The sequence below is a fragment of the Microvirgula aerodenitrificans DSM 15089 genome (assembly GCF_000620105.1).
Classification (GTDB): domain Bacteria; phylum Pseudomonadota; class Gammaproteobacteria; order Burkholderiales; family Aquaspirillaceae; genus Microvirgula; species Microvirgula aerodenitrificans.
This window is the reverse complement of sequence record NZ_JHVK01000011.1, coordinates 15,130-37,399: the sequence shown is the minus strand read 5'-3', so window position 1 is coordinate 37,399 and position 22,270 is coordinate 15,130. Positions and strand designations below refer to the sequence as shown.

Genomic DNA, 22,270 nt, shown 5'->3' with positions numbered 1-22,270 from the left:
GGGGCCTATTTCCATGATTCCAGATGGTCCAGCAAAGGCAGCACGATGCGCCCGGCCCAGTGTTCGAAGCCGTCGGGTGGCGTGTCGCGCTCGCCGAAGGCCGCGCGGGCATACGGGTTGTCGCCGTCGCCGCGCCGGTCGCCATCGCTGTTCCAGCTCTTCTGCGCGACTGCCGCGCCGGGCTTGTCGCCCCGGACGGCTTCGCCCCAGGCCAGCGCGGTGCGCGGAAAGAACGGCAGGGCGGACTGCTGGCCCTGCAGAAAGCCGTCGACCAGTTCGCCCAGCCGGGCCCGGGCATCGGCGGCAGCCAGCGGCCGCAACCGGCGCGCATCGACCGCCTCCTTGCCCCGGGCCAGCACGCCGGTGACCGGTGCCGGCAGTGTGTCCGGCCAGCCGGCGCACAGCGCCAGATGCTCGATCCACAAGACAATCAGGTCGGACGGGAACAGCCCGCCCGGGCGCAGCACGGTGCGGTTGGGGCGGCCGTCCGGATGCCGTTCGACATCGCCCAGCCGGCCGCTCAGGCGCAGGGTCTGGCCGGTGCCGGCAGGCAGCGGCAGATCGATGTCGAACGGGGCGGTGTTGCCACCGGCGACTTCCCGGGCCCGGCTTTCCAGTACGTCGACCACGCGCTGTTCCTGGTGCAGCAGCGCGCTGCCGTACTCGCCATGCGGCAGCAGCCCGCCGGCGCGGGCGCGATCGAGCAACTGGTGGCCGTCATCGCCATCGGCAATGGCGGCGAACAGGGTGCGGGTCAGCTGCTGGCGGTCATTGAAGTCCAGGGCGAACGGATCGCGACCGTCCAGCGGGCTGCTGTCGTGGTCCAGCCACAGGCCGAGACGCTGGCGCAGCAGCCAGCGGGCCGGGTGGCGCCAGAAGCGGACCAGTGTGTCGAGTTCGAGCAGGGCCGGGATTTCGACCGCCGGCAGCACGATGCCGTTGGCGAACAGCCCGGCGGCCGGGCGGCCGGCCTGCCCTGCATGCAGCAGGGTGGCCAGCTCGGCGTGGATGGCCAGATGGCCGGGTGGCAGTGGCGGGGCGGCGCCAAAATAGCGCGGGCTGAACGGCTGCAGCGCATGGCGCACACACAGCGCCGGCAGCAGCGGTGCGCCGGACGCCAGCCGGTAGCCGCGTTCGATGACATCCATCAGCTCGGCGACGACCGGCGATGGCGGCAGCTCGGCCAGATCGCGCTCGTTCTGGCCGATATAGCTGATCAGCAGCCGTTCGCGTGCGGCAAGCAGGGTTTCGACAAACAGCGAACGGTCATCATGCCGGCGCGAACGGTCGCCAGGACGCGGGTGGCGGGCGATCAGATCGAAACCGGGCGCGCGTGGCTGACGCGGGAAGTCGCCGTCGTTCAGGCCGAGCAGGACGATGACCCGGAACGGCACGCCGCGCAACTGCACCAGCGCACCGACGGTCATGCCGCCGGCCAGGTGGCGGCTGTGTTCGGGTGTACCGCTCAGCCGCGCTTCCAGCCGGGTGCGGGCCAGTGCATACGGCACGGCGGTGCGGTCGCCGGCGGCGCGGCTCTCTTCCTGCAACGCCGCCACTGCCGCCTGCACGCGCTCGAACGGCAGGGCCTCGTCGTCGTCAGCCTGCAGCAGGTCGTCGAGCAGCGCTTGCAGCAGGGCGAACCACTGCGGTGCCGGACGGTCTTCGCGGCAGGCATCGTCGAATGCCGCCAGTCGTGCAAACAGTTCGCACAGGCGGCCCAGGGTTTCCCCGTCGGCGCCTTCCGGCCCCGGGCTTGGCAGCCAGGCCACGTCGTCGGGCGTGTACAGCGCGGCCTCTGCGCTGCTGGCCGGCGGCAGGGCGAAGCCGAGCAGCAGCCGGGTCAGCCCGAAAGCCCAGGTGTTCTGCTGTTCCGCCGGCTGGCCGAAGCGTTCGCGGTGCGCGGCATCGCGGCCCCAGCGCACGCCGGCTGTCGCCAGCCAGTGGGCGATGCGGTCACCGTCGGCGGCGGACAGACCGAAACGGCGTCGCAGCGCCGGCAGGGCGAGCAGATCGGTGATGCGCTCGACCTCGAAGCGGCTGCCGGGCAGGGCAATCAGGCCGAGTACGGTGGCGTACAGCGGGTGTTCGCGCGCCAGCGCGCGGTCGGCGATCGAGTAGGCCAGTCGCGGCCGCTCGTCGACGCGATCGGTGCCGAACACGGCGTCGATGCATGGTGCATAGCGGTCGATATCGGCCGCCAGCAGCGCGACGTCGCTGGCAGTCAGGGTTGGATCGGCGTCGAACAGGGTCAGCAGGCGGTCATAGACGGCCTCGACCTCGCGCATCGGGCTGGAGGCTGCATGGAATTCGATGCTGCGGTCGTCGTCGGCCACGACCAGGGTATTGTCGTGGGCACGGCTGCGGTCGGTCAGATGCAGCAGGTCGTCCTGCAATTCAAGCAGCAGCGGGCGGGGTGCCTCGTCGGCGTGGCGGTTGCTGATGAACACCGGGGTCGATTCGGCTGGTTCCAGGGTCAGGATCTGGCCGAGAAAATCGCGCCACTGCTTGCCGAGCGAGGCCAGCAGCGGGTGGCCGACATCGAGGTGCAGCGTGTCGGCGTCGTCGGTTTCGGTGATGCCGGCGCGCAGTTGCTCACTGTAGTCGCGCACGTCGCCCCACCATTGCGACGACGGGTCGAGCAAATAGAAATCGACGGTACGGTGGCGGGCGATGGCCTGCAGCAGGCGCTGGTACATCGGCGGCAGGCTGGCCGGGGCGAACACCGACAGCCGGGGCGGCAGATCCTCCGGCAACTGGCCGGCCTCCAGCGCCTGCAGCGCCAGGCCCAGCGATTCGGCCCGGTGCGGCGCCGGTTCATCGGCCACCAGCGTGGCCCACAGCGTGGCCTGCCATTCCTCGTGCGGGCCGAGGTCGCAGCGCTCACCGCGTTCCCAGGCCGCGACCCACAGTGGCCGGTACAGCAGGTACTGGTCGAATACATCGGCAATGCGCGCGGCCAGATCGAAGCGGAACACCGCATCGCCCTGGCCGAGATAATGCGCCAGCAGCGGATCGGCGGCCGCGCCATTCCCGCGCTCCAGCAGGTCGAATACCCGCCAGCTCAGCACCTCGGGTGTATACGGCGACAGCGGCTCGGCGGCATGCCGCTCGGGCCGGGTCAGCTGCCAGGCCAGCCGTGCCGGAAACAGAAACTGGAAATGGGCGGCGATGCCGCACTGGCTGGCGATGCGCTGGGTCAGCCAGCGCTCGACCGCGCGCCCCTGCACCAGCACGACCTCGGGCGCCAGCGGGTCGCCATGACCGAACTGGGCAATCAGGATCTGGGCGAGAACTTCGAGGCGGTTGGAACGATAGAGCGTCAGCATGGGCAGGAGGCAAAAACGACCGGAGCGGCCATCTTACATGGCCGCTCCGGGGGATGCCGGCTTGCCGTCAGCTCAGTTGGCGACGACCGGTTCGATCAGCACTTCCACCCGGCGGTTCATCTGCTTGCCGTATTCGGTGGCATTGCTGGCGCGCGGGCGGCTGGCGCCGACACCCTGGTAGCCGAGGCGCTGGCTGTTGACCTGCTTGCCGAGGAAGTAGTCATACACCGATCTGGCACGGTTCTGCGACAGCGGCACGTTGATGCGGTCGTTGCCGCTGGAGTCGGTATGGCCGGTGATGACCAGCGTGGTCTTGCCGTACTTGTTGACGATGCGCGAGATGGTGTCCAGCGTCGGCATGAAACCCGGCTTCAGTGCCGCCGAATTGGTATCGAAGGCGGTGGCGCTGGTCATGGTGACCATGATGGTGTTGTCGGCACGCTTCTGCACGTCGATGGCCCCGGCCTGGATCTGCGAGGCGAGCTGTTTCTGGAAATCCCTGGCCTGCTGGTCCATGTAGTAGCCGACCCCGGCACCGGCCAGCCCGCCGCCGACCGCACCAATCAGTGCGCCCTTGCCGCGATTCTTGTGATTGATGGCGGCACCGACAGCGGCACCGCCGAGGGTGCCGATGATGGCGCCCATGGTGGTGTCGTTGGTTGGCAGGCGATTGCCGTATTCGTCAGTGGCGCAACCGGTGAGGGTGACGGCCGCGATCAGGGCGGCGAGGAGAGCGGGGCGACGGAACGACATGAAGATCCTTTGGTGCTGAGTCAATACAGCCGGAAATGGTACCACTTCAGCCGGGGCTGGCCCATGCGCCGACAGCAGCTGCCATTCATCCATCCGCTTGCCGCGATGGAGTACCGGAGGCTTATAACGAATGGATACATGAAGCCGAACACCCCTTTCCGTGCCTGGCGGCCCGCGCCTGCCAGCGGCCCTGGCTCATACGATTTTGTGATGGTGCAGGAGGCGTTATGCTTTTCTTTTCCAATGTTTTCAGCCTGATGGACTGGTCGGACGATGGGGTGAATAACTGCACGCTGATGTATCTCAGGAATATAGAGATGGCCCGGTTCTCAGCCAATAAACTGCAGGGGCCGGAAATAACGCTGGTTTTGCGATTCAACCAGTTCAGTGTGCATGATTACGGCTACGGGATCGGCTGGGATTTCAATCTCACCCGCATAGAATCCGAATATGACCAGGGGGCACAGATCAGGACGCTGGTCCTGTCTGATGGCAGCCGGTACCGGATTGACAGTGAAACGGCAGAGACGGTTACACTGAAGTACAAAAAAATCAGCATATTCAAATTTGAGAAAAATGGCAATGAGTATACGGTAACTTACAAAAACGGCATTGTGGAAACGCTGACATTTGGCCGGTTGAGTCGTATCCAGTACCCGAATGGAAAAGGGGTCGGGGTCGCTTCGTATATTGATGGTTCATTCACCATAACCGATGATGATGGCGTCGTAATGGTTGCGACCGAGGCCAAAAACGGAACGCACAGGGTGACAACGCCACGTGCCACCTTTGTTTTCAATTTTGCTGGGGATAATCTGTCTGAACTCGCTTCCATTACTGTTGATGGAAGTTCGTCCGGAGAAAAATTATATCAATTTTCCTACGTGTATCATAATAACGGGCTGTGTCTGGAAATGACGTCATGCGAATCGTGGCTGGATTTCTATCAAAAAGAGTCCATAAGCTATGTGGATTTGCCGGCGCCCGCCGGGCTTGCGGCAACGGTGCGAGCCGTATCCACAGTGGACAGTTATGTCTCGACCGACACAGATGGCACCATCAAATCTGTCCATAAAACATATGGATACCAAAAAGAATCTGGCAGCGGCAAGGAAAGAAATTACCTGGGGTACCCGGATGTGGCTGCCTGGAATAACGAGGCTGATAATCTTGAACTATTGCCGGATGACTATCAGTTTGTCAGCTATGAAAAAGTGGGGGCGGCGAAAAACCCATCAAGAACCACAGAGACTGCATATAATAAATATTATTTAATGACCAGCCTGAAACCATTCTATTCATTGCAGGAAAGAACGATATTTGAAATATACGATTACAATCTTGTTGCTGGCTCGAATATTGATGGGCAGTCAAGCACTTTCATGCTGCCAGTGCAAAAGGAATACAAACAATCCAGCCCAGGTTCCAGTGGGAAAATTATTGAACACTCTGATGTTGAGAATTATGAGTATGATGTCTATGCCAACCTGATTCGCTATACCAATATAGAAGGCATGACAGAGTGGAGTGAATATTATGATGCCGCAGGAGAAAAAGACAGTGCGGGGAATTTGCTTTGCCCGGCAAGTCCGTCCGGCATGGCCGATTATTTAAAAAGAAAAATATTGTCGCCAGGCATGGAAAAGGATAATTACCCGAGAAAAGTCTGGGACTACACCTACGTCCAGCTGGATAAAACACAGTTGATTCTGATTGCAGCAGAATATTTTCATGTCGAGAAGCCGTCGCAATCCACGCCTGCACCGGTGTTGCAAAAAACCGCATACAGTTATGAACCGAATGGGCGACCAGGCACGACGGTGGTCAGTGTTGGTACCATTGGGGACGATGGGGTGGTGAGTTATTTGTCCACCACGAAATCCGCTTCCTATGCCGAGGATGACAGCAATAAACAGCTGACCATGACGGAGACCCTTGCAGGCTACGATGGTGCCGGTTCGCAGAGCCTCACACGGCAGCTGTATGTGACCGCTGACATCGTGCAGACTCAGGATAAAAACAAACTGGTGTCCAGTTATGAGTACGACACTCTGGGGCGAGTCATAAAAACAGACTATGCAGTAGGGGGGCGGTTCCCCGTAACGGAAACGATTGTCTTCAATGCTGCCAAAAATACAGTGACGCGCCAGAAAACATCGGACAAAAAGACATCCATCTCGCTGTATGACGGTCTTGGTCGCCTTGTCAAAGAATCCATTTCCGTAGACGGGGAAAACACGCTCTGGGTAATGGCTGAGCAGGAATATAATGACCTTGGTCAGTTGGTGGTCGAGAATAAATATGATTATGCTGCTGATGGAAATATTATCAGCAAGCAGGTCAACACCTTCGTCTGGAATGTATTTGACGAGATGATCAGCCAGTCCAACTGGGATAAAAGCTCGCAAAAATACGGTTACGATTCTCATGAAAATGCATTGTACAAAAAAAGCATTACCGTGACCAAATATCCTGGCGATATTGCAGAAATCATGTTTTACGATAATCATAACCGGCTCAGACTGAAAGAGCAGCGCAGCCCTTCATCAAATACCTTGCCAGATATAAAGGAAACATTTGACTACGATGCTTTGGGACGATTGATACGTCACACCGAGACAGATAGAGAGGCACTGGTATATTCCTACGATGATTTTGACCGGCAGATAGAGAAGAAAGGGACGTCAAGTGGTACGGTAAAAATGACCTATGCGCCCCATAGCACTGACGAACTGGTAGCGTCAACACAAATTGATGCAGCGCTGATGAGCCTCTATTCATACGATGGTCTGGGCCGTGTAAAAGAGTCAAAAGTTTCTGGCGTGGCTACGCGCTACGATTACACCGGGAGTGCGATACTCACGCGACCGAGTCAGGTCACGGTTGCGGCAGATACGGAGCCTGCTGTCAACAAGGGGCGGGTGTGGAAGTATGAGTACGTGGCAGAAATGGATGATATTTCCCAATTCCAGATATGTGACCTTGCAAGCGGCAAGGCGTATTCAGCTCGAAAATTCAATCATGATGCCACTACCGGATTGCTGACCAGTAGCAGTGCCGAAGCATATTCGAGGACTTTTTCCTATGATGACTACGGGCATTTGCTTACGGAGACCGGGCAGTGGATAGACCTGGTGATGGGAAGCTACAAGACGGTTTTTGTGAGGACAAAGTCGGGGAATATCGAGTCGTTGACAGTGACAATGAAATTTGGTGGTGGAACAGGTTATGTGGTAAGGAAACGTTACCGTTATTACCCGGACGGAAAGATAAAATCGGTCGTCCTCGAATTGAACAATGCCATTGTCAGCCAGTGCAATATGGTGTGGGATGGCGCTTCCGGCAATCTGGTGCAGCAGCATCTTTGGGGGCGCCTGATGTGGGATGAAAAATTTGCGGCTCTCTCCATTTACAAGCACTATGGGAAAAATAATCTGGTCAACAAATTCAGCTACTCTGATAAAAATGGGGAATTTTTAAAATCAAGGGTAACATATGATGCGCATTGCCATGTCAGGGACACACATTATTATTTTGCTGGCAGGCAGCATTTTGTGTGGGGGGAAAATTTTGAAATAAATGACCGGGGGCTGGCCTCGAAGTGGGCGAGAAGAGGGAGCATTGTTTATATGAACGAGTATGAAGACAAGGTCATTTCCCAGTCATTCTCCATCGATTCCATGGGTAATATAAGCGAGAAAAAAAGTGAAACAGAAGGCGGGGAAATTATTGAAAAATACAGCTTTGTCAATAATTGTGTATTGAAAAAAATTGAGAAAACAAAAAAAGGTACCAGCGTGGCAACGGTGGCCTTTGCAACGAGTCCGGAGGGAAACTTTACAGAGAAAACCTATACGGCCGGATCTGATGTTGTCTCTGCTCATTACCAGTATGCCGGAAGTGAAAATTTTTCCAGATTACAGGTAGAGTCGATATTGAGTGGCCGTGTGCCGGAGACGCGCACTGCAGACTATTACTATGATGACTTGATGAGGAATGTGTGGGTCACGACAAGGAGCGAAGCGCTTTCGCTGTCACAGAAAACCGCCAGAATTTATGCTGAGAATGAGCTGCTTGTTGAGCAGTATCAGAATGACAGCACCGGGGGGGAGACCTCTCTGATGCTTTTCCTGCGTGTGCAGGGGCAGGTCCTCTATATCACACATGTTAATGCGAAAGGCAGTTGCAGCACCAACCCCTGCCTGTGTGATATTAATGGCAACCAGATTGCGGAGGGATTTTTCAGCGTGCAGTCCGGTTATTCGGACATGCACACCGTAAAAACGTTGACGTATAAATACTATGATTATGTGTTCAGTGGGCAAAACGCCTACGGTCTGACATTTTCGCTGGCGCGCGGGCAGCGCATTTGCGAGACCCAGCTCCTGAAATTCGCAATTCTCGCCAGGCCTGCTGCGGCAGGCCATTGATGCCGGCAGCAGGGCTGGGCCCTGCTGTCGTCAGGCGAACAGGCCGGCCAGTGCGGCGCCGGGCGACGCTTCGCGCATGAAGGCTTCGCCGACCAGGAAGGTCTGGACATGGGCCGCACGCAGCCGCTGTACGTCGTCGACCGTGGCAATGCCGCTTTCGCTGACCGGAATGCGCCGTTCCGCCAGCAGGGTCGGCAGCAGGGCCAGCGTGGTATCGAGGCTGACGTCGAAGGTATGGAGGTTGCGGTTGTTGACGCCGATCAGCGGCGTGTCGAGACGCAGCGCGCGGTCGAGTTCGGCCGCGTCGTGCACTTCGACCAGCACTGCCATGCCGAGGCCGGCGGCCACGGCTTCGAAGTCGCGCAGTTGCACATCGTCGAGTGCGGCGGCGATCAGCAGCACGCAATCGGCGCCCATCGCGCGCGCTTCATACAGCTGGTAGCTGTCGACCATGAAGTCCTTGCGCAGTACCGGCAGTGAGCAGGCAGCGCGGGCGGCTTCGAGGTAGGCCGGCAGGCCCTGGAAATAATCACGATCGGTCAGGACCGACAGGCAGGCCGCACCATGGCCGGCATAGCTGGCGGCGATATCGGCCGGATCGAAATCCGCGCGGATAATGCCCCGGGACGGGCTGGCCTTCTTGATCTCGGCAATGACGCCGGCCGCGCCGGCAGCATGCTTCGAGCGCAGCGCATCGACAAAGTCGCGGATGTCGCCACGGCTTTCGGCATCGCGGCGGAGCGATTCGAGCGGGCGTGCCTGGCGGGCGGCAGCGACTTCGGTCTGTTTGGTATCGAGGATGCGGGCGAGGATATCGGACATGGGAACGTTTCGTGGGCGTGGGCGGACTGGCCGGAGCGCGCGGTAGGGCTTACCCGCCGTTTTGCTGGAAGAAATCCAGTAACCGTTCCGGCAACCAGTCGATGTTACCCGGAAAGCGGCCGCAGACGAAGCCGACATGGCCGCCATGTTCGGGAAATTCGCGACAGACCCAGCGGCTGACGTCGTGTTCGGCCGGCAGCGCGCGCGCCGGCATGAACGGATCGTTGCGCGCGTTCAGCAGCAGGGTCGGCCGGCCGATGTCCTTCAGCAGCGGCTTGCTGCTGGAACGGGTCCAGTAATCGAGGGCGCCGGCAAAGCCGTGCAGCGGTGCGGTGACCGCATCGTCGAAGTCGCTGAAGGTGCGGCTGTGTTCCATGCGCTGGCGGTCGAACAGGTCCGGATAGCGTGCCAGCGTGATGCGGCTGGTCCGCTTCAGGGTCTTCAGGAACATGCCGGTGTACACGGCGCGGGAAAAACCGCGGTCAAGATTTTCGCTGGCCGCGTGCAGGTCCACCGGCACGCTGATGCCGGCAGCCGCGGCCGGGATGGCGTGGTGGCCGGCCTCGCCGAGGTATTTCAGCAGCATGTTGCCGCCGAGGCTGACGCCAGCGGTGTAGACCGTGGCGTGACGGGCGGCGAGCCGGTCGAGAATCCAGGCGATCTCGGCCGAGTCGCCAGCGTGATAAGCACGCGGCAGCGGATTGTCCACGCCACCGCAGCCGCGGAAATGCGGCACCACGCCATGCCAGCCGCGCGCCCGCACCCGACGCATCAGCGCGCTGGCGTAGTGGCTGGCGCTGGAGCCTTCCAGCCCATGGAACAGCACGACCAGCGGAGCGTCCGGGTTGGCCGCATCGGTAAAATCGAGTGCGATGCGACCGCCGTCCGGCGTGTCCCACAGTTCGCGGCGGTAATGCGGATGGCGATCTTTCAGCACCAGGGCCGGCCAGATGGTCTGGCTGTGGCCTTCAGGCAACCAGCGGGGCGGGCGATAGCGTGGCATGCGGCAGGGCAGGAACAGGGCCGGTTCAGGCGGTGCCGGCCGGGCGGAGGGCCGATTTTGGCCGGAATGCCCTGACGATATCGTCGCGGGTTTCCAGGTACGGACCACCGATCAGGTCGAGGCAGTACGGGATGGCGGCGAAGATGCCGGGCACCACGCTGTGGCCGTCCGCATCGCGCAGGCCTTCCAGTGTTTCGCGGATCGACTTCGGCTGACCGGGCAGGTTCAGGACCAGCGCGCGGCCGCGGATGACGGCCGTCTGCCGCGACAGGATCGCCGTCGGCACGAAGCGCAGGCTGATCTGGCGCATCTGTTCGCCGAAACCGGGCATTTCGCGCTCGCCGATGGCCAGCGTTGCGTCCGGGGTCACATCGCGCGGGGCCGGACCGGTGCCACCGGTGGTCAGCACCAGGTCGCAAGCGGCATTGTCGACCAGGTCGATCAGCGCGGCCTCGATCAGCGGCTGTTCATCGGGAATCAGCCGGGTCTCGAACTCGACCGGATTGCACAGCGCGGCGGCGAGCCAGTCACGCAGCGCAGGGATGCCCTTGTCTTCGTAGACGCCCTGGCTGGCGCGGTCGCTGACCGACACCAGGCCGATGCGGACCGGTTCAGGCGTCCTCGTCGTCGTCACCGTCGCGCTCCTGCTTGTAGTTGACCAGCGGCGGTTCCGGATACAGCGCCTTCAGCGCCTGGAACAGTTCGCGGAACGATTTTGGCGGCCGGCTCTCGGCCTGCTCGCGGCGGGCATTGCGGATCAGCGTGCGCAACTGCTGTACATCGCAGCCCGGGTGCTCGGCGACCAGTTCGGACAGCACCTTGTCGTCGGCCAGCAGCCGGTCGCGCTGGCGTTCGATGCCGTGCAGCCAGTTGTTGTGATGGGTGTTTTCACCGCGCAGGGTGGCAAGCTGGATGCGGATCGGCTCGGGATCGACATTGCGCATGATCCTGCCGATGTACTGGCGCTGGCGGCGCTGGGCGCCGTGCGCATTGAGGCGTTTGTACTCGACGACGGCGCTGCGCAGGTCGTCGGGCAGCACCAGGTGCTTGAGCGTGTCGCGCGACAGCTCCGTCAGCGCCTGGCCGAGTTCCTGCAATTCGTCCATCTCGCGCTTGATCTGCGATTTGGAAGGAATCAGGTCGTCGTCGTTATCGGGGGTGGCTTTCAAGGACTGGCTCTCGGCGGAAATGACAAGGCCGGCGCAGAGGCCGGCAGGGGAATCAGGCCGGATTCTAGCAGACGCCGGCCATTGCGCGCGCGACCCCGCGTCCCGGGGCCGGCGGCATCAGGCCTTCTTGATGTCCTCGGGACGGCCGCGCAGCAGCATGACCGGGATCTCGGTCCGGCGCATGACGCCCTCGGCGACGCTGCCCATGATCAGGGTCATGATCTCGCCCCAGCCATGCGTGCCCATCACGATCAGGTCGGCGTTCCACTTCTTCGCGTCCTCGATCAGCACTTCGGCGATCTTGTCGCCCCAGCTTTCCAGCATTGCCGTCTCGCAACTGGCGCCATGTTCGGCCAGCACCTCGATCGCGTCCTTGAGTACATGTTCGCCGGCTTCGCGAATATTCTTTTGCAACTCGGTCGCATCAAGAAATTCCGCGCCGCCCCAGCCGTACTGGGCCAGGTCGACCACATGGACCACTTTCAGGCTGGCGCCGCTTTCCCGGGCAAAGCGCGAGGCTTCTTCCAGTGCGCGCCGGGCCGTATTGCTGTCGTCGACCGGTACATAGAGTCGCTTGTACATGATCTCTCCTATCCGGGGGTTTCTAAACTATAGACTTCTGCCGTCACCAAATGTGCAGCTAGTGGCTTGCCGTTGCCGCGAACGCAAAAAATGTCCGCGAACCGGCGCCGCCATGACCGGCGCAGTGTATCGCGCCGCACCATTGGCACTGATTGATTTGGCGCAGGGTAGTGAATACACTCGATCGAACTTTATCGCGTATCTGGCCATCATGTCGCGTCTGTCCATCGAATTGCCGTCGCATTTCCCGTTCTCCACCACGCTGACCATCGGCATCGGCGACATCAACTATGGTGGCCACATGGGCAATGATGCCGTGCTGCGCCTGGCGCACGAGGCGCGGCTGCGCTTCCTGAAATCGCTCGGCCACACGGAAATGGACGTTCATGGCTGCGGGATCATCATGAGCGATGCCGCAGTGGTGTATCGTGCCGAAGCCTTCCACGGTGACGAACTCGTCGTCAGCGTGGCCGTGGCGGATTTCAACAAATATGGCTGTGACCTGCTGTATGCGATGGTGCGCAAGCGTGATGGCACCGAGATCGCCAGGGTCAAGACCGGGATCGTGTTCTTCGACTATCAGGCGCGCAAGGTTGCCCGCGCCCCCTCCGCCTTCGTCTCCCGCTTCCAGCCGACAACCGATACCGATGGAGAACGTCATGAGGGATTACCCACCGAATAGCCCGGAGGCCATCGCCCGCCTGCTGACCATGTTCATGCTGGGCGACGGCGAGGCGCACGATCACGAATTCGACGTCCTCGACCAGTTGCATGTCTATGACCTCGTCGGCATTGGACGCAAGCAGTTCATTGACGTGTTCCGGACCTACTGCAACGACATCAGCGATGACGCCGACCAGGATGGCGCCATCCACCTGATCGACCGCCAGCGCGTCGACCGCCTGCTCGAAGATGTGACCGAACGCCACCTGCGCGTGCTGGTGTGCGCGCTGGCCATCGACCTGTGCAAGGCGGACGAGGCGATGGGCGACGGCGAAGTGGCCTTGCTGCAGCACATGATGCGAAGCTGGAACCTGACGCTGGCCAATATCGAGGGCGAGTTCGTTCGCTCCTGACCTGGCAGCGCTGACAAAAAAACTGCCGTTGCTGCCGAACTTCCGCCCCTGTCGCCTGTCCATGGCAACAGGTACCCCTGATACGGGTGGGGTCTCCCGCCGGTCGCTGCTGGCAGAGCAGGGCCCGGGCGGAAGCTACACTCAGACAGTGGCATTGCGGCCGCACAGGGGGTTGTTCAACACATGAGCGAAAGGGATGCGGATCTGGAGCTGGTCCGGCGGGCGCAGCGCGGGGACCGGCATGCATTCGACTTGCTCGTGCTCAAGTACCAGCGCAGGCTGGCGAGACTGCTGTCGCGCTTCATACGCGACCCGGCTGAAATCGAGGATGTCACCCAGGAGGCCTTCGTCAAGGCGTATCGCGCACTGGCCAATTTCCGCGGCGACAGCGCGTTCTATACCTGGCTGTACCGTATCGGCATCAATACCGCCAAGAATCACCTGAGCGTCAGTGGCCGGCACGTCGTGCTGCACACGGACAATCACGATGAGGACGGGGAACCGTACGATCCGGCCGGACAGATTGCCGACAACAACACGCCGGAAACCGAAATGGCATCGCGGCAGATTATCGCCACTGTCAATGCGGCGGTTGAAGCGCTGCCCGAAGAGTTGCGGACGGCCATTACCTTGCGGGAACTCGAGGGATTGTCGTACGAAGATATTGCCGTGGCCATGCAGTGCCCGGTGGGGACAGTGCGTTCCCGCATTTTCCGCGCACGGGAAGCGATCGCGGCCCAGCTCAAGCCATTACTGGATACACCGAAGAACAAAAGGTGGTGAATCAAGATGGACAAACAACAGTTATCCGCGTTTCTCGATGGAGAATGGCCGGACGGCAAGGGCACTGTGCCCTGGAATGACCCGGACGGCGCATCCGAGCGGTGTGATGACTGGCAGTGCTGGCATGTAATCGGCGACGCCATGCGCCAATCGCGCTGCCTCGATGTCGACGTGGCCGACCGCGTGCGTCAGCGACTGGCAGAGGACGCGCCGGTTGCGGCACCGGTGTCGGGCCGGCAGGTGCGGCGCTCGCACCGCTATGCCGGCTGGGCCGTGGCCGCCAGCCTGCTCCTGGCCGGCATCATTGGCTGGAGCCCGCTCGACTCCGATAGCCCGGATACCGGCAAGATCCCGCTGAAAGTGGCTGACGGCGGGCCGGCGACGGTCATGCCGGTGGCGCGACCGCTGGCGACCGCTGGCGATGCCAATCCGTATATCGCCGCTCACCATGAGCTTGCATTCGAATCCGGTATCCAGACCGTCGCCATGGCGACGGAGGGGAAGCCATGAGCGGCTGGCGTGCCGCTTTGTGCGTTCTTGTGGTGCCGGTCTGCGCGGCGGCGGTACCGCTGGGCGGCAAGCAGGCGGTCGCACTGCTCGACCGTGTGGCCGCTGCTGCCTATCGCCAGTCGTACAGCGGCATCTATCAGCATCAGTATGCGCGCAGCCTGATGACCTATCGGCTGGCCCACGCTTCCGGCCTGGGCAATCCGCTGGAAAAACGCGAGTCGCTGGATGATCCGCCGTGGGAGGTGGTGCGCGACAACCAGTCGCTGACCGTCTACGCACCGGACCGTCAGGCGCTGAAGGCGGCCCGGACCGGCGCGTTCCAGACCTTTCCGTCGCTGTTCGGCGACAACCGGGCCGAGATCGCCCGCCACTATGCGGTCGAGCGCATCGGCAAGGACCGGGCTGCCGGGCGCGACTGTGTCTGGTGGCAGCTGACGCCGCGCGATGCGCAGCGCTATCCGCGTCGTTTCTGTGCCGACATCCGCACTTCGCTGATCCTGAAATCGGCCATCCTGACGGCAGACCGCCAGATCATCGACCGGCTGAGCTTCAGCGAGCTGAAACTGGGCAAGCTGGGTGACCTCGGCCAGTTGCAGCCGCAATACCGCGACGGCGCCGTCTGGCGGATGCCGGTTGCCGCCGGCGACCGGGGCGATGGCGGTCGCGGCATCCAGATTCCGGGCCTGCCCGAAGGCTTTTCCCTGCAGCGCGACGTCAGCCGTCGCCTGCTGTCCGGCCAGCAGGCGGTCAGGCACCTGGTGTACAGCGACGGCGTCGCCTCGCTGTCGGTCTTTATCGAGCGGGTGCCGGACGCGGTCCAGCCGACGGCGATGCAGAACGGCGCCATTACCCTGCGCAGTCGCAAGATGGGCGATATCCTGGTGACCGTGGTCGGCGATCTGCCGGATAATGCCGTCCAGTCCGTTTCCCACACCATCATCCTGCTCCGCCCATGATAGAAACCGAAGCCAGCGTCCTGTCCGTCGAGCATGACGGCGCCCATGCGTGGGTCGAAACCCGGCCGCACGGCAGTTGCGGCGCGTGCGCCGGCAGCGGCGGTTGCCACTCCGTGTCGATTTCGCGGCTGTTTTCCGTCGGCCGCCAGCATTACCGGGTCGCGAACCCGGTCGGCGCGCAGGCCGGCGACAAGGTGATCGTCGCCGTGGCCGAGCGCGCGCTGCTGCACGGCTCGCTGCTGATGTACCTGGTGCCGGTGGCGGCCCTGTTTGCCGGTGCGTCGCTGGGGGCGCTGGCGGGCGAGACCGCGTCCGTCGTCGGCGGCGCGGCGGCTTTTGCCTTGTCGCTGTTGATCATTCGTCGCCTTGCCACCAGATACGCCGGACGGGCCGACTACCAGCCGGCCATTGTTCGCCGCCGCGCCGCCTGTGCCGGCGGCCACTGTTCCGGGCACAATAAAACATAGCATTCTTGCCGCGCCGGGCATTGACCGGGCGCGACCGTTACGCATTCAGGGGGATTCCTAACGATGAAAAAATCGATTGTCGCCGTTTCTCTGGCGCTGGGGCTGGCGCTTGGCCAGGCGCCGGTGCTGGCCGCATCGCTCGCCAACCTGCCGGACTTCACCCAGCTGGTGAAGAAAGAGGGCAGGGCGGTCGTCAACATCTCCACCAAGCAGACCGTGCGCCAGAATGTCAGCCCGATACCGGACGACATGGCAGGCGACCCGTTCTTCGAGTTCTTCCGCCGCTTTGCCCCGCCGCAACAGCGCGAGTTCCAGGCCGCCTCGCTCGGCTCGGGCTTCATTCTGTCGCCGGACGGCTACATCATGACCAACGCACACGTGGTGGCCCGTGCCGACGAGATCACCGTCACGCTGACCGACAAGCGCAGCTACAAGGCCAGGCTGGTCGGCGCCGACGCCCGCACCGACGTGGCACTGCTGAAGATCGACGGCAAGGACCTGCCGGTCATCGATCTTGGCGACCCCTCGTCGCTGGAAGTCGGTGAGTGGGTGGTGGCGATCGGCTCGCCGTTCGGCTTCGACAACTCGGTGACCGCCGGCATCGTATCGGCCAAGGGCCGCCAGCTGCCGGATGAAAACTATGTGCCGTTCATCCAGACCGACGTGGCGGTGAATCCGGGCAACTCCGGGGGCCCGCTGTTCAACATGCAGGGGCAGGTGGTCGGCATCAACTCGCAGATCTACAGCCGCTCCGGCGGCTTCATGGGCATCAGCTTCGCCATCCCGATCGATGTGGCGGTCAAGGTCTCCGACCAGCTGAAGGCCTCGGGCCGGGTCAGTCGCGGCCGCATCGGCGTGCAGATCCAGGAACTGACCAAGGAACTGGCGGCCTCGTTCGGCCTGCCGCGTGCGTCCGGCGCCCTGGTCAATGCGGTCGAGCCCGGCGGTCCGGCCGAAAAGGCCGGCCTGAAGGCCGGCGACATCATCCTGAAGGTCAACGGCTCGGCCATCAATTCGACCTCGGATCTGCCGCGGCTGATCGGCAGCATCAAGCCGGGCCAGGCAACGGCAGTCGAGGTGTGGCGCAACCGCGGTGCGCAGAGCGTGACCGTGGTGCCGGACGAGCTGAGGGAAAGCGACGATACCCAGGCCGAACGTGCACCGGCCAGGCCGCGCGAAGCCGCGCCGAAGAGCCAGCCGGTCACCTCGCTCGGACTGGTGCTGGCCGATGCGCCGCCGGCCCTGCTCGGACATCTCGGCGTGCGCTTCGCGCTGGTCGTCCAGCGTGCGACCGGGGCGGCCGCCCGGGCCGGCCTGGTGCCGGGCGATGCCATTGTCGGCATCGGCAATGACAATCTGACCTCGTTCGCGCAGCTGAAGGGCCGCGTCGACAGTGCGCCGTCCGGTTCGGCGCTGCCGCTGCGCATCGTGCGCAATGGCGCGACGCTGTTCCTGGCACTGCCGATCAGCAAGCCGTGACCCGGCTGACACTGTATTTCCGCGAATACTGCAGCCTGTGCCACGCCATGCGCGCGGCACTGGCGCCGTATGTGGAACGCGGGGCGGTCGAACTGACCGTGATCGAGGTCGATGACGACCCGGCGCTGGTGGACAAGTATGACGAGCTGGTGCCGGTCCTGTGCGGTCCGGACGGGCGCGAAGTCTGCCACTGGCATTTCGATCAGGCCAAGCTCGCTGCCTGTCTCGCGGAATTCGGGTAGAATCCGCGCGATATTCCGAACTCCAGTAGGGCGCGACGTGCGCCCTTCTTTATTGCTTGCAGGAACGAATGAAGCACATCCGCAATTTTTCGATCATTGCCCATATCGACCATGGCAAATCCACGCTCGCCGACCGGTTCATCCAGTTCTGCGGCGGCCTCGACATGCGGGAGATGTCCGCACAGGTGCTCGACTCGATGGACATCGAGAAAGAGCGGGGCATCACCATCAAGGCGCAGACCGCGTCGCTGACCTACAAGGCGCGTGACGGCCAGGTGTACAACCTGAACCTGATCGACACCCCGGGGCACGTCGACTTCAGCTATGAAGTCTCGCGCTCGCTGTCCGCCTGCGAAGGCGCGCTGCTGGTGGTCGACGCGTCGCAGGGGGTCGAGGCGCAGACTGTCGCCAACTGCTATACCGCGATCGACCTCGGGGTCGAAGTGGTGCCGGTGCTGAACAAGATCGACCTGCCGGCCGCCGAACCCGAACGCGTCAGCCAGGAAATCGAGGACATCATCGGCATCGAGGCGATCGATGCCGTGCGCGCCTCGGCCAAGTCCGGCATCGGCATCGAGGACATCCTCGAAGTCGTGGTCCGGCGCATCCCGGCGCCGACCGGCGACCCGACCGCGCCGCTGAAGGCGCTGATCGTCGACTCGTGGTTCGACAACTACGTGGGCGTGGTCATGCTGGTGCGGGTGATCGACGGCGCACTGAAGCCGAAGGACAAGATCAGGTTCATGGCCACCGGCGCCGAGCACCTGTGCGAGCAGGTCGGCGTGTTTACGCCGAAGTCGGTGCAGCGGACCCAGCTGAGTGCGGGTGAGGTCGGTTTCGTCATCGCCGGCATCAAGGAACTGAAGTCGGCCAAGGTCGGCGACACCATCACCCTGACCTCGCGTCCGGCCGCCGCCGCGCTGCCGGGTTTCAAGGAAGTGAAGTCGCAGGTGTTCGCCGGGCTGTATCCGGTCGAAAGCCATGACTACGAGTCGCTGCGCGATGCGCTGGACAAGCTCCAGCTGAACGACGCGTCGCTGAACTTCGAGCCGGAAGTCTCGCAGGCGCTGGGCTTCGGCTTCCGCTGCGGCTTCCTCGGCCTGCTGCATCTGGAAATCGTCCAGGAACGTCTCGAACGCGAGTTCGACATGGACCTGATCACCACCGCGCCGACGGTGGAGTACGAACTGCTGCTGAAGGATGGCACGGTGGTCGAAGTGGCCAACCCGTCCAAGCTGCCCGACCTGAGCAAGGTCGACGAGATTCGCGAGCCGATCATCACCTCGACCATCCTGGTGCCGCAGGACTATGTCGGCGCGGTGATGACGCTGTGCAACCAGAAGCGCGGCGTGCAACGCAACATGCAGTATATGGGCCGGCAGGTGATGCTGACCTACGAAATGCCGATGAACGAAGTGGTGATGGACTTCTTCGACAAGCTGAAGTCGACCAGTCGCGGCTATGCGTCGCTGGACTACGAGTTCAAGGAATTCCAGGCGGCCGACCTGGTCAAGCTCGACGTGATGGTCAATGGTGAAAAGGTCGATGCGCTGAGCCTGATCGTCCACCGCCAGAACGCGATCTACCGTGGCCGCGAGCTGGTGTCGAAGATGCGCGAGCTGATTCCGCGCCAGATGTTCGACATTGCGGTGCAGGCGGCGATCGGCAACAACATCATTGCCCGCGAGACGGTCAAGGCGCTGCGCAAGAACGTGCTGGCCAAGTGCTACGGCGGTGACATCACCCGCAAGAAGAAGCTGCTGGAGAAGCAGAAGGCCGGCAAGAAGCGCATGAAGCAGGTCGGCAACGTCGAGATTCCGCAGGAAGCGTTCCTCGCCATCCTGCAGGTCAGCGACAAGTAAGGCCCGAAGCCGGCCGCGGCCGGCTTCCCGCCGCCCCGAATAAAAAAACCGGAAGGAAAAACAATGAACTGGCTGTGGATTTTCGCCGTGCTGCTCGTACTCGGCATCGTGCTGATACTGGCGGCACCGAAAAAGAAGCCGGAAGACAAGGATCAGCCGATCCTGAACCAGACCGGCTACCTGGCGCTGGTCATCGGCGTGTTCGGACTGCTGGCCCAGTTCATGAGCTTTACCGCGGTCATGCTGGTCTTCGTGCTGGTGACCGGCCTGATTGCCGCACTGAACCGCTTCGTGCTGGTGAAATCGCGCCCGGCCGAACAGCTGGAACCGTCCTGGATCGAGTATGCCCGCGGATTCTTCCCGGTCATCCTCGCCGTGTTTGTGCTGCGCTCCTTCCTGGTCGAACCGTTCCAGATCCCGTCATCGTCGATGCGGCCGGGCCTGGTGGTCGGCGACTTCATTCTGGTCAACAAGTTCGCCTACGGCATCCGCACGCCGGTGCTCAACAATGTGCTGGTGCCGGTCGGCACGGTGCAGCACGGTGACGTGGTGGTGTTCAACTTCCCGCCGAACCCGCAGGTCAACTTCATCAAGCGCATCATCGGCCTGCCGGGCGATACCGTCGAATACCGCAACAAGCAGTTGCTGGTGAACGGCAAGCCGGTCACCGACAAGCCGGTCGGCAGCTACGAGTACAGCGAAAGCAATCTGCAGTTCGTGGCCACCCAGCGCTACCGCGAAACCTTCGGCAGCAAGGAATACGACGTGGCCAGGGTCGAAAATTCGCCGACCCTGTACCTGGCGGCCGTGCGTTCGTTCCCGGGGCGCGAGAACTGCAACTACGACGATGACGGTTTTGTCTGCAAGGTGCCGGCCGGGCAGTACTTCGCCATGGGCGACAACCGCGACAACAGTGACGACAGCCGTTACTGGGGCTTCGTGCCGGACAATATGCTGGTCGGCAAGGCCTTCCTGATCTGGATGAACTTCGGCGATTTCGGCCGGGTCGGCAGCAAGATCCACTGATCCGTGCGGCGTGCGGACTGCGGTATCGCGCCGGGATGCGTAGAATAGAAGCGTAGCGGGCGCCCGGCGCCCATCTTTCCTCGCGTGGGCCCCGGCCCGCGCGATCTCCGACTTTCCCCGGTCGCGCGTTGCGCGGCCGCCTCTGCGACGCTGTGAAAACACCTTTACCCATTACCAGGCTGACGCAACGCATCGGCCACGACTTCTCCGACACGGCGCCGCTCAAGGAAGCGCTGACCCATCGCAGCTATGGGCAGCCGAACAATGAGCGGCTGGAATTCGTCGGTGACGGCATCCTCAACTACACCGTGGCACGCATGCTGTTCGACAGTTTTCCGGAACTGCCGGAAGGCAAGCTGTCGCGGCTGCGCGCCAATCTGGTCAACCAGAGCACGCTGGCCGAAATCGCGCGCGAGCTGAACATGGGCGACTGCCTGTTCCTCGGCGACGGCGAGCGCAAGAGCGGCGGCCACGACCGGCCGTCCATTCTCGCCGACGCGATGGAAGCGCTGTTTGCCGCGGTCAGCGTCGACGCCGGCTTTGCCGCCGCCGAGGGCGTGGTCCGCCGGCTGTATGCGTCGCGCATCGCCGGCATCGACCTGAACCGGCAGGCGAAGGATGCCAAGACCCATCTGCAGGAAGTGCTGCAGGCAAGGCGCCTGCCACTGCCGGCCTACCGGATCGTCAACCAGACCGGCGACGCCCACCTGTCGCACTTCGACGTGGCCTGCGACATTCCTGCCCTTGGCATTGCCAGCCGCGGCGAGGGCGCCAGCCGCCGCGCCGCCGAGCAACTCGCGGCCGAACGTGCGCTCGACCTGATCGCCGCGCACGATGATGCCGCCAAACCCCGACACAAACTGTGACCGCATGACCGATCTTACTGAAAACCTGCCCGACAACTTCCGCTGCGGCTTCGTCGCGATTGTCGGCCGCCCGAACGTCGGCAAGTCGACGCTGATGAACCACATGATCGGACAGAAAATCTCGATCACGTCGGAAAAGGCACAGACCACGCGGCTGCGGGTGACCGGCATCGAGACGCGCCGGGACGTGCAGTACATCTTCGTCGACACCCCGGGCTTCCAGACCCGCCACCGCAATGCGCTGAACGATGCGCTGAACCAGAGCGTGCGCAGCACGCTGTCCGACGTCGATTGCGTGCTGTTCGTGCTCGAGGCCGGCAAGTTCGGCCCGGCCGACCTCGAAGTCATGGTGCTGCTGCCGAAACACCGGCCGGTGATCTGCGTGATCAACAAGGCCGACCAGCTGAAGGACAAGGCGGAAATGGCCGGCTTCCTGGTCAAGATCAGCGAAGCGCATCCGTTCGTCGACATCATTCCGGTCAGCGCCAAGCATGGTCAGCGGCTGGACGAACTGATGGACCTGATCACGCCGCACCTGCCGGTCGGCGTGCCGCTGTACCCGATCGACATGGTCACCGACAAGAACGAACGCTTCCTCGCCGCCGAAATCGTGCGCGAAAAGCTGTTCCGCTACCTCGGCGAGGAACTGCCGTACGCGATGAACGTCGAGACCGAGGCCTTCGAGCTTGACGGTGCGATGCGTCGCATCCACGTACAGGTGCTGGTCGACAAGCCGGGACAGAAAGCGATCGTCATCGGCAAGAACGGCGAAAAGCTGAAGAAGATCTCGACCGAGGCGCGGATGGACATGGAACGGCTGTTCGACGGCAAGGTGTTCCTGCAGGTCTGGGTCAAGGTCAAGGGCGGCTGGGCCGACGACGTCCGCTTCCTCAAGCAGTTCGAACTCTGATCGTGCCC

Annotated in this window: 20 protein-coding genes; 13 read left to right on the top strand and 7 right to left on the bottom strand. The window is 62.3% G+C overall.

All coding sequences use genetic code 11. The features are described 5' to 3' along the window. Positions 1–5: 5 nt before the first annotated feature. Positions 6–3,326, bottom strand: a complete 3,321-nt coding sequence (gene recC / locus Q352_RS20685; protein WP_051528873.1) for an exodeoxyribonuclease V subunit gamma — start codon at positions 3,324–3,326, stop codon at positions 6–8. A gap of 72 nt (positions 3,327–3,398) precedes the next feature. Continuing rightward, positions 3,399–4,079: a YiaD family glycine zipper/OmpA-like lipoprotein gene (locus Q352_RS0110770; protein ID WP_028499355.1), complete on the bottom strand. Its 681-nt coding sequence runs from the start codon at positions 4,077–4,079 to the stop codon at positions 3,399–3,401. 35 nt (positions 4,080–4,114) lie between these two features. Here Q352_RS0110770 and Q352_RS0110765 point away from each other — a divergent pair, with 35 nt between their 5' ends. Next, on the top strand, positions 4,115–8,509 hold the full coding sequence (locus tag Q352_RS0110765) for an RHS repeat domain-containing protein (RefSeq protein WP_084300071.1): 4,395 nt from the start codon (positions 4,115–4,117) through the stop codon (positions 8,507–8,509). A 30-nt stretch (positions 8,510–8,539) separates the two neighbouring features. On the opposite strand, the gene trpC is transcribed toward Q352_RS0110765, so the two are convergent. The 5 genes from trpC to Q352_RS0110740 all read right to left on the bottom strand — a co-directional run bounded on the left by trpC (position 8,540) and on the right by Q352_RS0110740 (position 12,085). After that, the gene (gene trpC / locus Q352_RS0110760; RefSeq protein ID WP_028499353.1) at positions 8,540–9,331 is read right to left on the bottom strand and encodes an indole-3-glycerol phosphate synthase TrpC; all 792 of its coding nucleotides are present in this window, start codon (positions 9,329–9,331) and stop codon (positions 8,540–8,542) included. A 49-nt stretch (positions 9,332–9,380) separates the two neighbouring features. Beyond that, positions 9,381–10,334 (bottom strand): YheT family hydrolase, encoded by a 954-nt coding sequence (locus Q352_RS0110755; protein WP_028499352.1) that lies wholly within the window; start codon positions 10,332–10,334, stop codon positions 9,381–9,383. A gap of 25 nt (positions 10,335–10,359) precedes the next feature. Beyond that, complete coding sequence (mog, locus tag Q352_RS0110750) at positions 10,360–10,968, bottom strand: molybdopterin adenylyltransferase (RefSeq protein WP_028499351.1); 609 nt, start codon at positions 10,966–10,968, stop codon at positions 10,360–10,362. Then, positions 10,946–11,503: a ribosome biogenesis factor YjgA gene (gene yjgA, locus Q352_RS0110745; protein WP_028499350.1), complete on the bottom strand. Its 558-nt coding sequence runs from the start codon at positions 11,501–11,503 to the stop codon at positions 10,946–10,948. The genes mog and yjgA overlap by 23 nt, the downstream gene beginning before the upstream one ends. Positions 11,504–11,620: 117 nt before the next feature. Next, the gene (locus tag Q352_RS0110740) at positions 11,621–12,085 is read right to left on the bottom strand and encodes a universal stress protein (RefSeq protein ID WP_028499349.1); all 465 of its coding nucleotides are present in this window, start codon (positions 12,083–12,085) and stop codon (positions 11,621–11,623) included. 112 nt (positions 12,086–12,197) lie between these two features. On the opposite strand from Q352_RS0110740, the gene Q352_RS20680 reads away from it, so the two are divergent. The 12 genes from Q352_RS20680 (at position 12,198) to era (ending at position 22,262) form a co-directional block, all read left to right on the top strand. Next, the gene (locus Q352_RS20680; protein ID WP_308417833.1) at positions 12,198–12,767 is read left to right on the top strand and encodes a thioesterase family protein; all 570 of its coding nucleotides are present in this window, start codon (positions 12,198–12,200) and stop codon (positions 12,765–12,767) included. Next, positions 12,745–13,161: a hypothetical protein gene (locus Q352_RS0110730; RefSeq protein ID WP_028499348.1), complete on the top strand. Its 417-nt coding sequence runs from the start codon at positions 12,745–12,747 to the stop codon at positions 13,159–13,161. The genes Q352_RS20680 and Q352_RS0110730 overlap by 23 nt, the downstream gene beginning before the upstream one ends. Before the next feature lie 183 nt (positions 13,162–13,344). Next, positions 13,345–13,944 carry an RNA polymerase sigma factor RpoE gene (gene rpoE, locus Q352_RS0110725; protein WP_028499347.1) on the top strand — a complete coding sequence of 200 codons (600 nt, stop codon included), beginning with the start codon at positions 13,345–13,347 and terminating at the stop codon, positions 13,942–13,944. Positions 13,945–13,950: 6 nt separating this feature from the next. After that, complete coding sequence (locus Q352_RS0110720; protein WP_028499346.1) at positions 13,951–14,454, top strand: sigma-E factor negative regulatory protein; 504 nt, start codon at positions 13,951–13,953, stop codon at positions 14,452–14,454. Next, entirely contained in the window at positions 14,451–15,410 is a 960-nt protein-coding gene (locus tag Q352_RS0110715) for a MucB/RseB C-terminal domain-containing protein (protein ID WP_028499345.1), read from the top strand. The genes Q352_RS0110720 and Q352_RS0110715 overlap by 4 nt, the downstream gene beginning before the upstream one ends. After that, complete coding sequence (locus Q352_RS0110710; RefSeq protein ID WP_028499344.1) at positions 15,407–15,877, top strand: SoxR reducing system RseC family protein; 471 nt, start codon at positions 15,407–15,409, stop codon at positions 15,875–15,877. Before Q352_RS0110715 ends, Q352_RS0110710 begins: the two co-directional genes overlap by 4 nt. Before the next feature lie 63 nt (positions 15,878–15,940). After that, the gene (locus Q352_RS0110705) at positions 15,941–17,356 is read left to right on the top strand and encodes a DegQ family serine endoprotease (RefSeq protein WP_028499343.1); all 1,416 of its coding nucleotides are present in this window, start codon (positions 15,941–15,943) and stop codon (positions 17,354–17,356) included. Next, positions 17,353–17,598, top strand: coding sequence for a glutaredoxin family protein (locus tag Q352_RS0110700; RefSeq protein WP_028499342.1), 246 nt, complete (start codon positions 17,353–17,355; stop codon positions 17,596–17,598). Before Q352_RS0110705 ends, Q352_RS0110700 begins: the two co-directional genes overlap by 4 nt. 68 nt (positions 17,599–17,666) lie before the next feature. After that, positions 17,667–19,460: a translation elongation factor 4 gene (gene lepA, locus Q352_RS0110695; protein WP_028499341.1), complete on the top strand. Its 1,794-nt coding sequence runs from the start codon at positions 17,667–17,669 to the stop codon at positions 19,458–19,460. A gap of 63 nt (positions 19,461–19,523) precedes the next feature. After that, positions 19,524–20,486, top strand: a complete 963-nt coding sequence (lepB, locus tag Q352_RS0110690) for a signal peptidase I (protein WP_028499340.1) — start codon at positions 19,524–19,526, stop codon at positions 20,484–20,486. Between the two features lie 152 nt (positions 20,487–20,638). After that, a complete protein-coding gene (gene rnc, locus Q352_RS0110685; protein ID WP_051528872.1) occupies positions 20,639–21,352 on the top strand; it encodes a ribonuclease III in 714 nt (237 codons plus the stop codon). A gap of 4 nt (positions 21,353–21,356) precedes the next feature. Further along, on the top strand, positions 21,357–22,262 hold the full coding sequence (gene era, locus Q352_RS0110680) for a GTPase Era (protein ID WP_028499338.1): 906 nt from the start codon (positions 21,357–21,359) through the stop codon (positions 22,260–22,262). The last annotated feature ends 8 nt before the right edge of the window (positions 22,263–22,270 follow it).

Excerpts from the sequence above, each read along its gene's own strand:
- Q352_RS0110770 (WP_028499355.1), bottom strand. The coding sequence starts at position 4,079 with ATGTCGTTCCGTCGCCCCGCTCTCCTCGCCGCCCTGATCGCGGCCGTC.
- lepA (WP_028499341.1), top strand. The coding sequence starts at position 17,667 with ATGAAGCACATCCGCAATTTTTCGATCATTGCCCATATCGACCATGGC.
- recC (WP_051528873.1), bottom strand. The coding sequence starts at position 3,326 with ATGCTGACGCTCTATCGTTCCAACCGCCTCGAAGTTCTCGCCCAGATC.
- era (WP_028499338.1), top strand. The coding sequence starts at position 21,357 with ATGACCGATCTTACTGAAAACCTGCCCGACAACTTCCGCTGCGGCTTC.
- Q352_RS0110730 (WP_028499348.1), top strand. The coding sequence starts at position 12,745 with ATGAGGGATTACCCACCGAATAGCCCGGAGGCCATCGCCCGCCTGCTG.
- Q352_RS0110710 (WP_028499344.1), top strand. The coding sequence starts at position 15,407 with ATGATAGAAACCGAAGCCAGCGTCCTGTCCGTCGAGCATGACGGCGCC.
- Q352_RS0110720 (WP_028499346.1), top strand. The coding sequence starts at position 13,951 with ATGGACAAACAACAGTTATCCGCGTTTCTCGATGGAGAATGGCCGGAC.
- Q352_RS20680 (WP_308417833.1), top strand. The coding sequence starts at position 12,198 with ATGACCGGCGCAGTGTATCGCGCCGCACCATTGGCACTGATTGATTTG.
- Q352_RS0110715 (WP_028499345.1), top strand. The coding sequence starts at position 14,451 with ATGAGCGGCTGGCGTGCCGCTTTGTGCGTTCTTGTGGTGCCGGTCTGC.
- lepB (WP_028499340.1), top strand. The coding sequence starts at position 19,524 with ATGAACTGGCTGTGGATTTTCGCCGTGCTGCTCGTACTCGGCATCGTG.
- Q352_RS0110765 (WP_084300071.1), top strand. The coding sequence starts at position 4,115 with ATGGTACCACTTCAGCCGGGGCTGGCCCATGCGCCGACAGCAGCTGCC.
- rpoE (WP_028499347.1), top strand. The coding sequence starts at position 13,345 with ATGAGCGAAAGGGATGCGGATCTGGAGCTGGTCCGGCGGGCGCAGCGC.
- Q352_RS0110755 (WP_028499352.1), bottom strand. The coding sequence starts at position 10,334 with ATGCCACGCTATCGCCCGCCCCGCTGGTTGCCTGAAGGCCACAGCCAG.
- Q352_RS0110740 (WP_028499349.1), bottom strand. The coding sequence starts at position 12,085 with ATGTACAAGCGACTCTATGTACCGGTCGACGACAGCAATACGGCCCGG.
- trpC (WP_028499353.1), bottom strand. The coding sequence starts at position 9,331 with ATGTCCGATATCCTCGCCCGCATCCTCGATACCAAACAGACCGAAGTC.
- Q352_RS0110705 (WP_028499343.1), top strand. The coding sequence starts at position 15,941 with ATGAAAAAATCGATTGTCGCCGTTTCTCTGGCGCTGGGGCTGGCGCTT.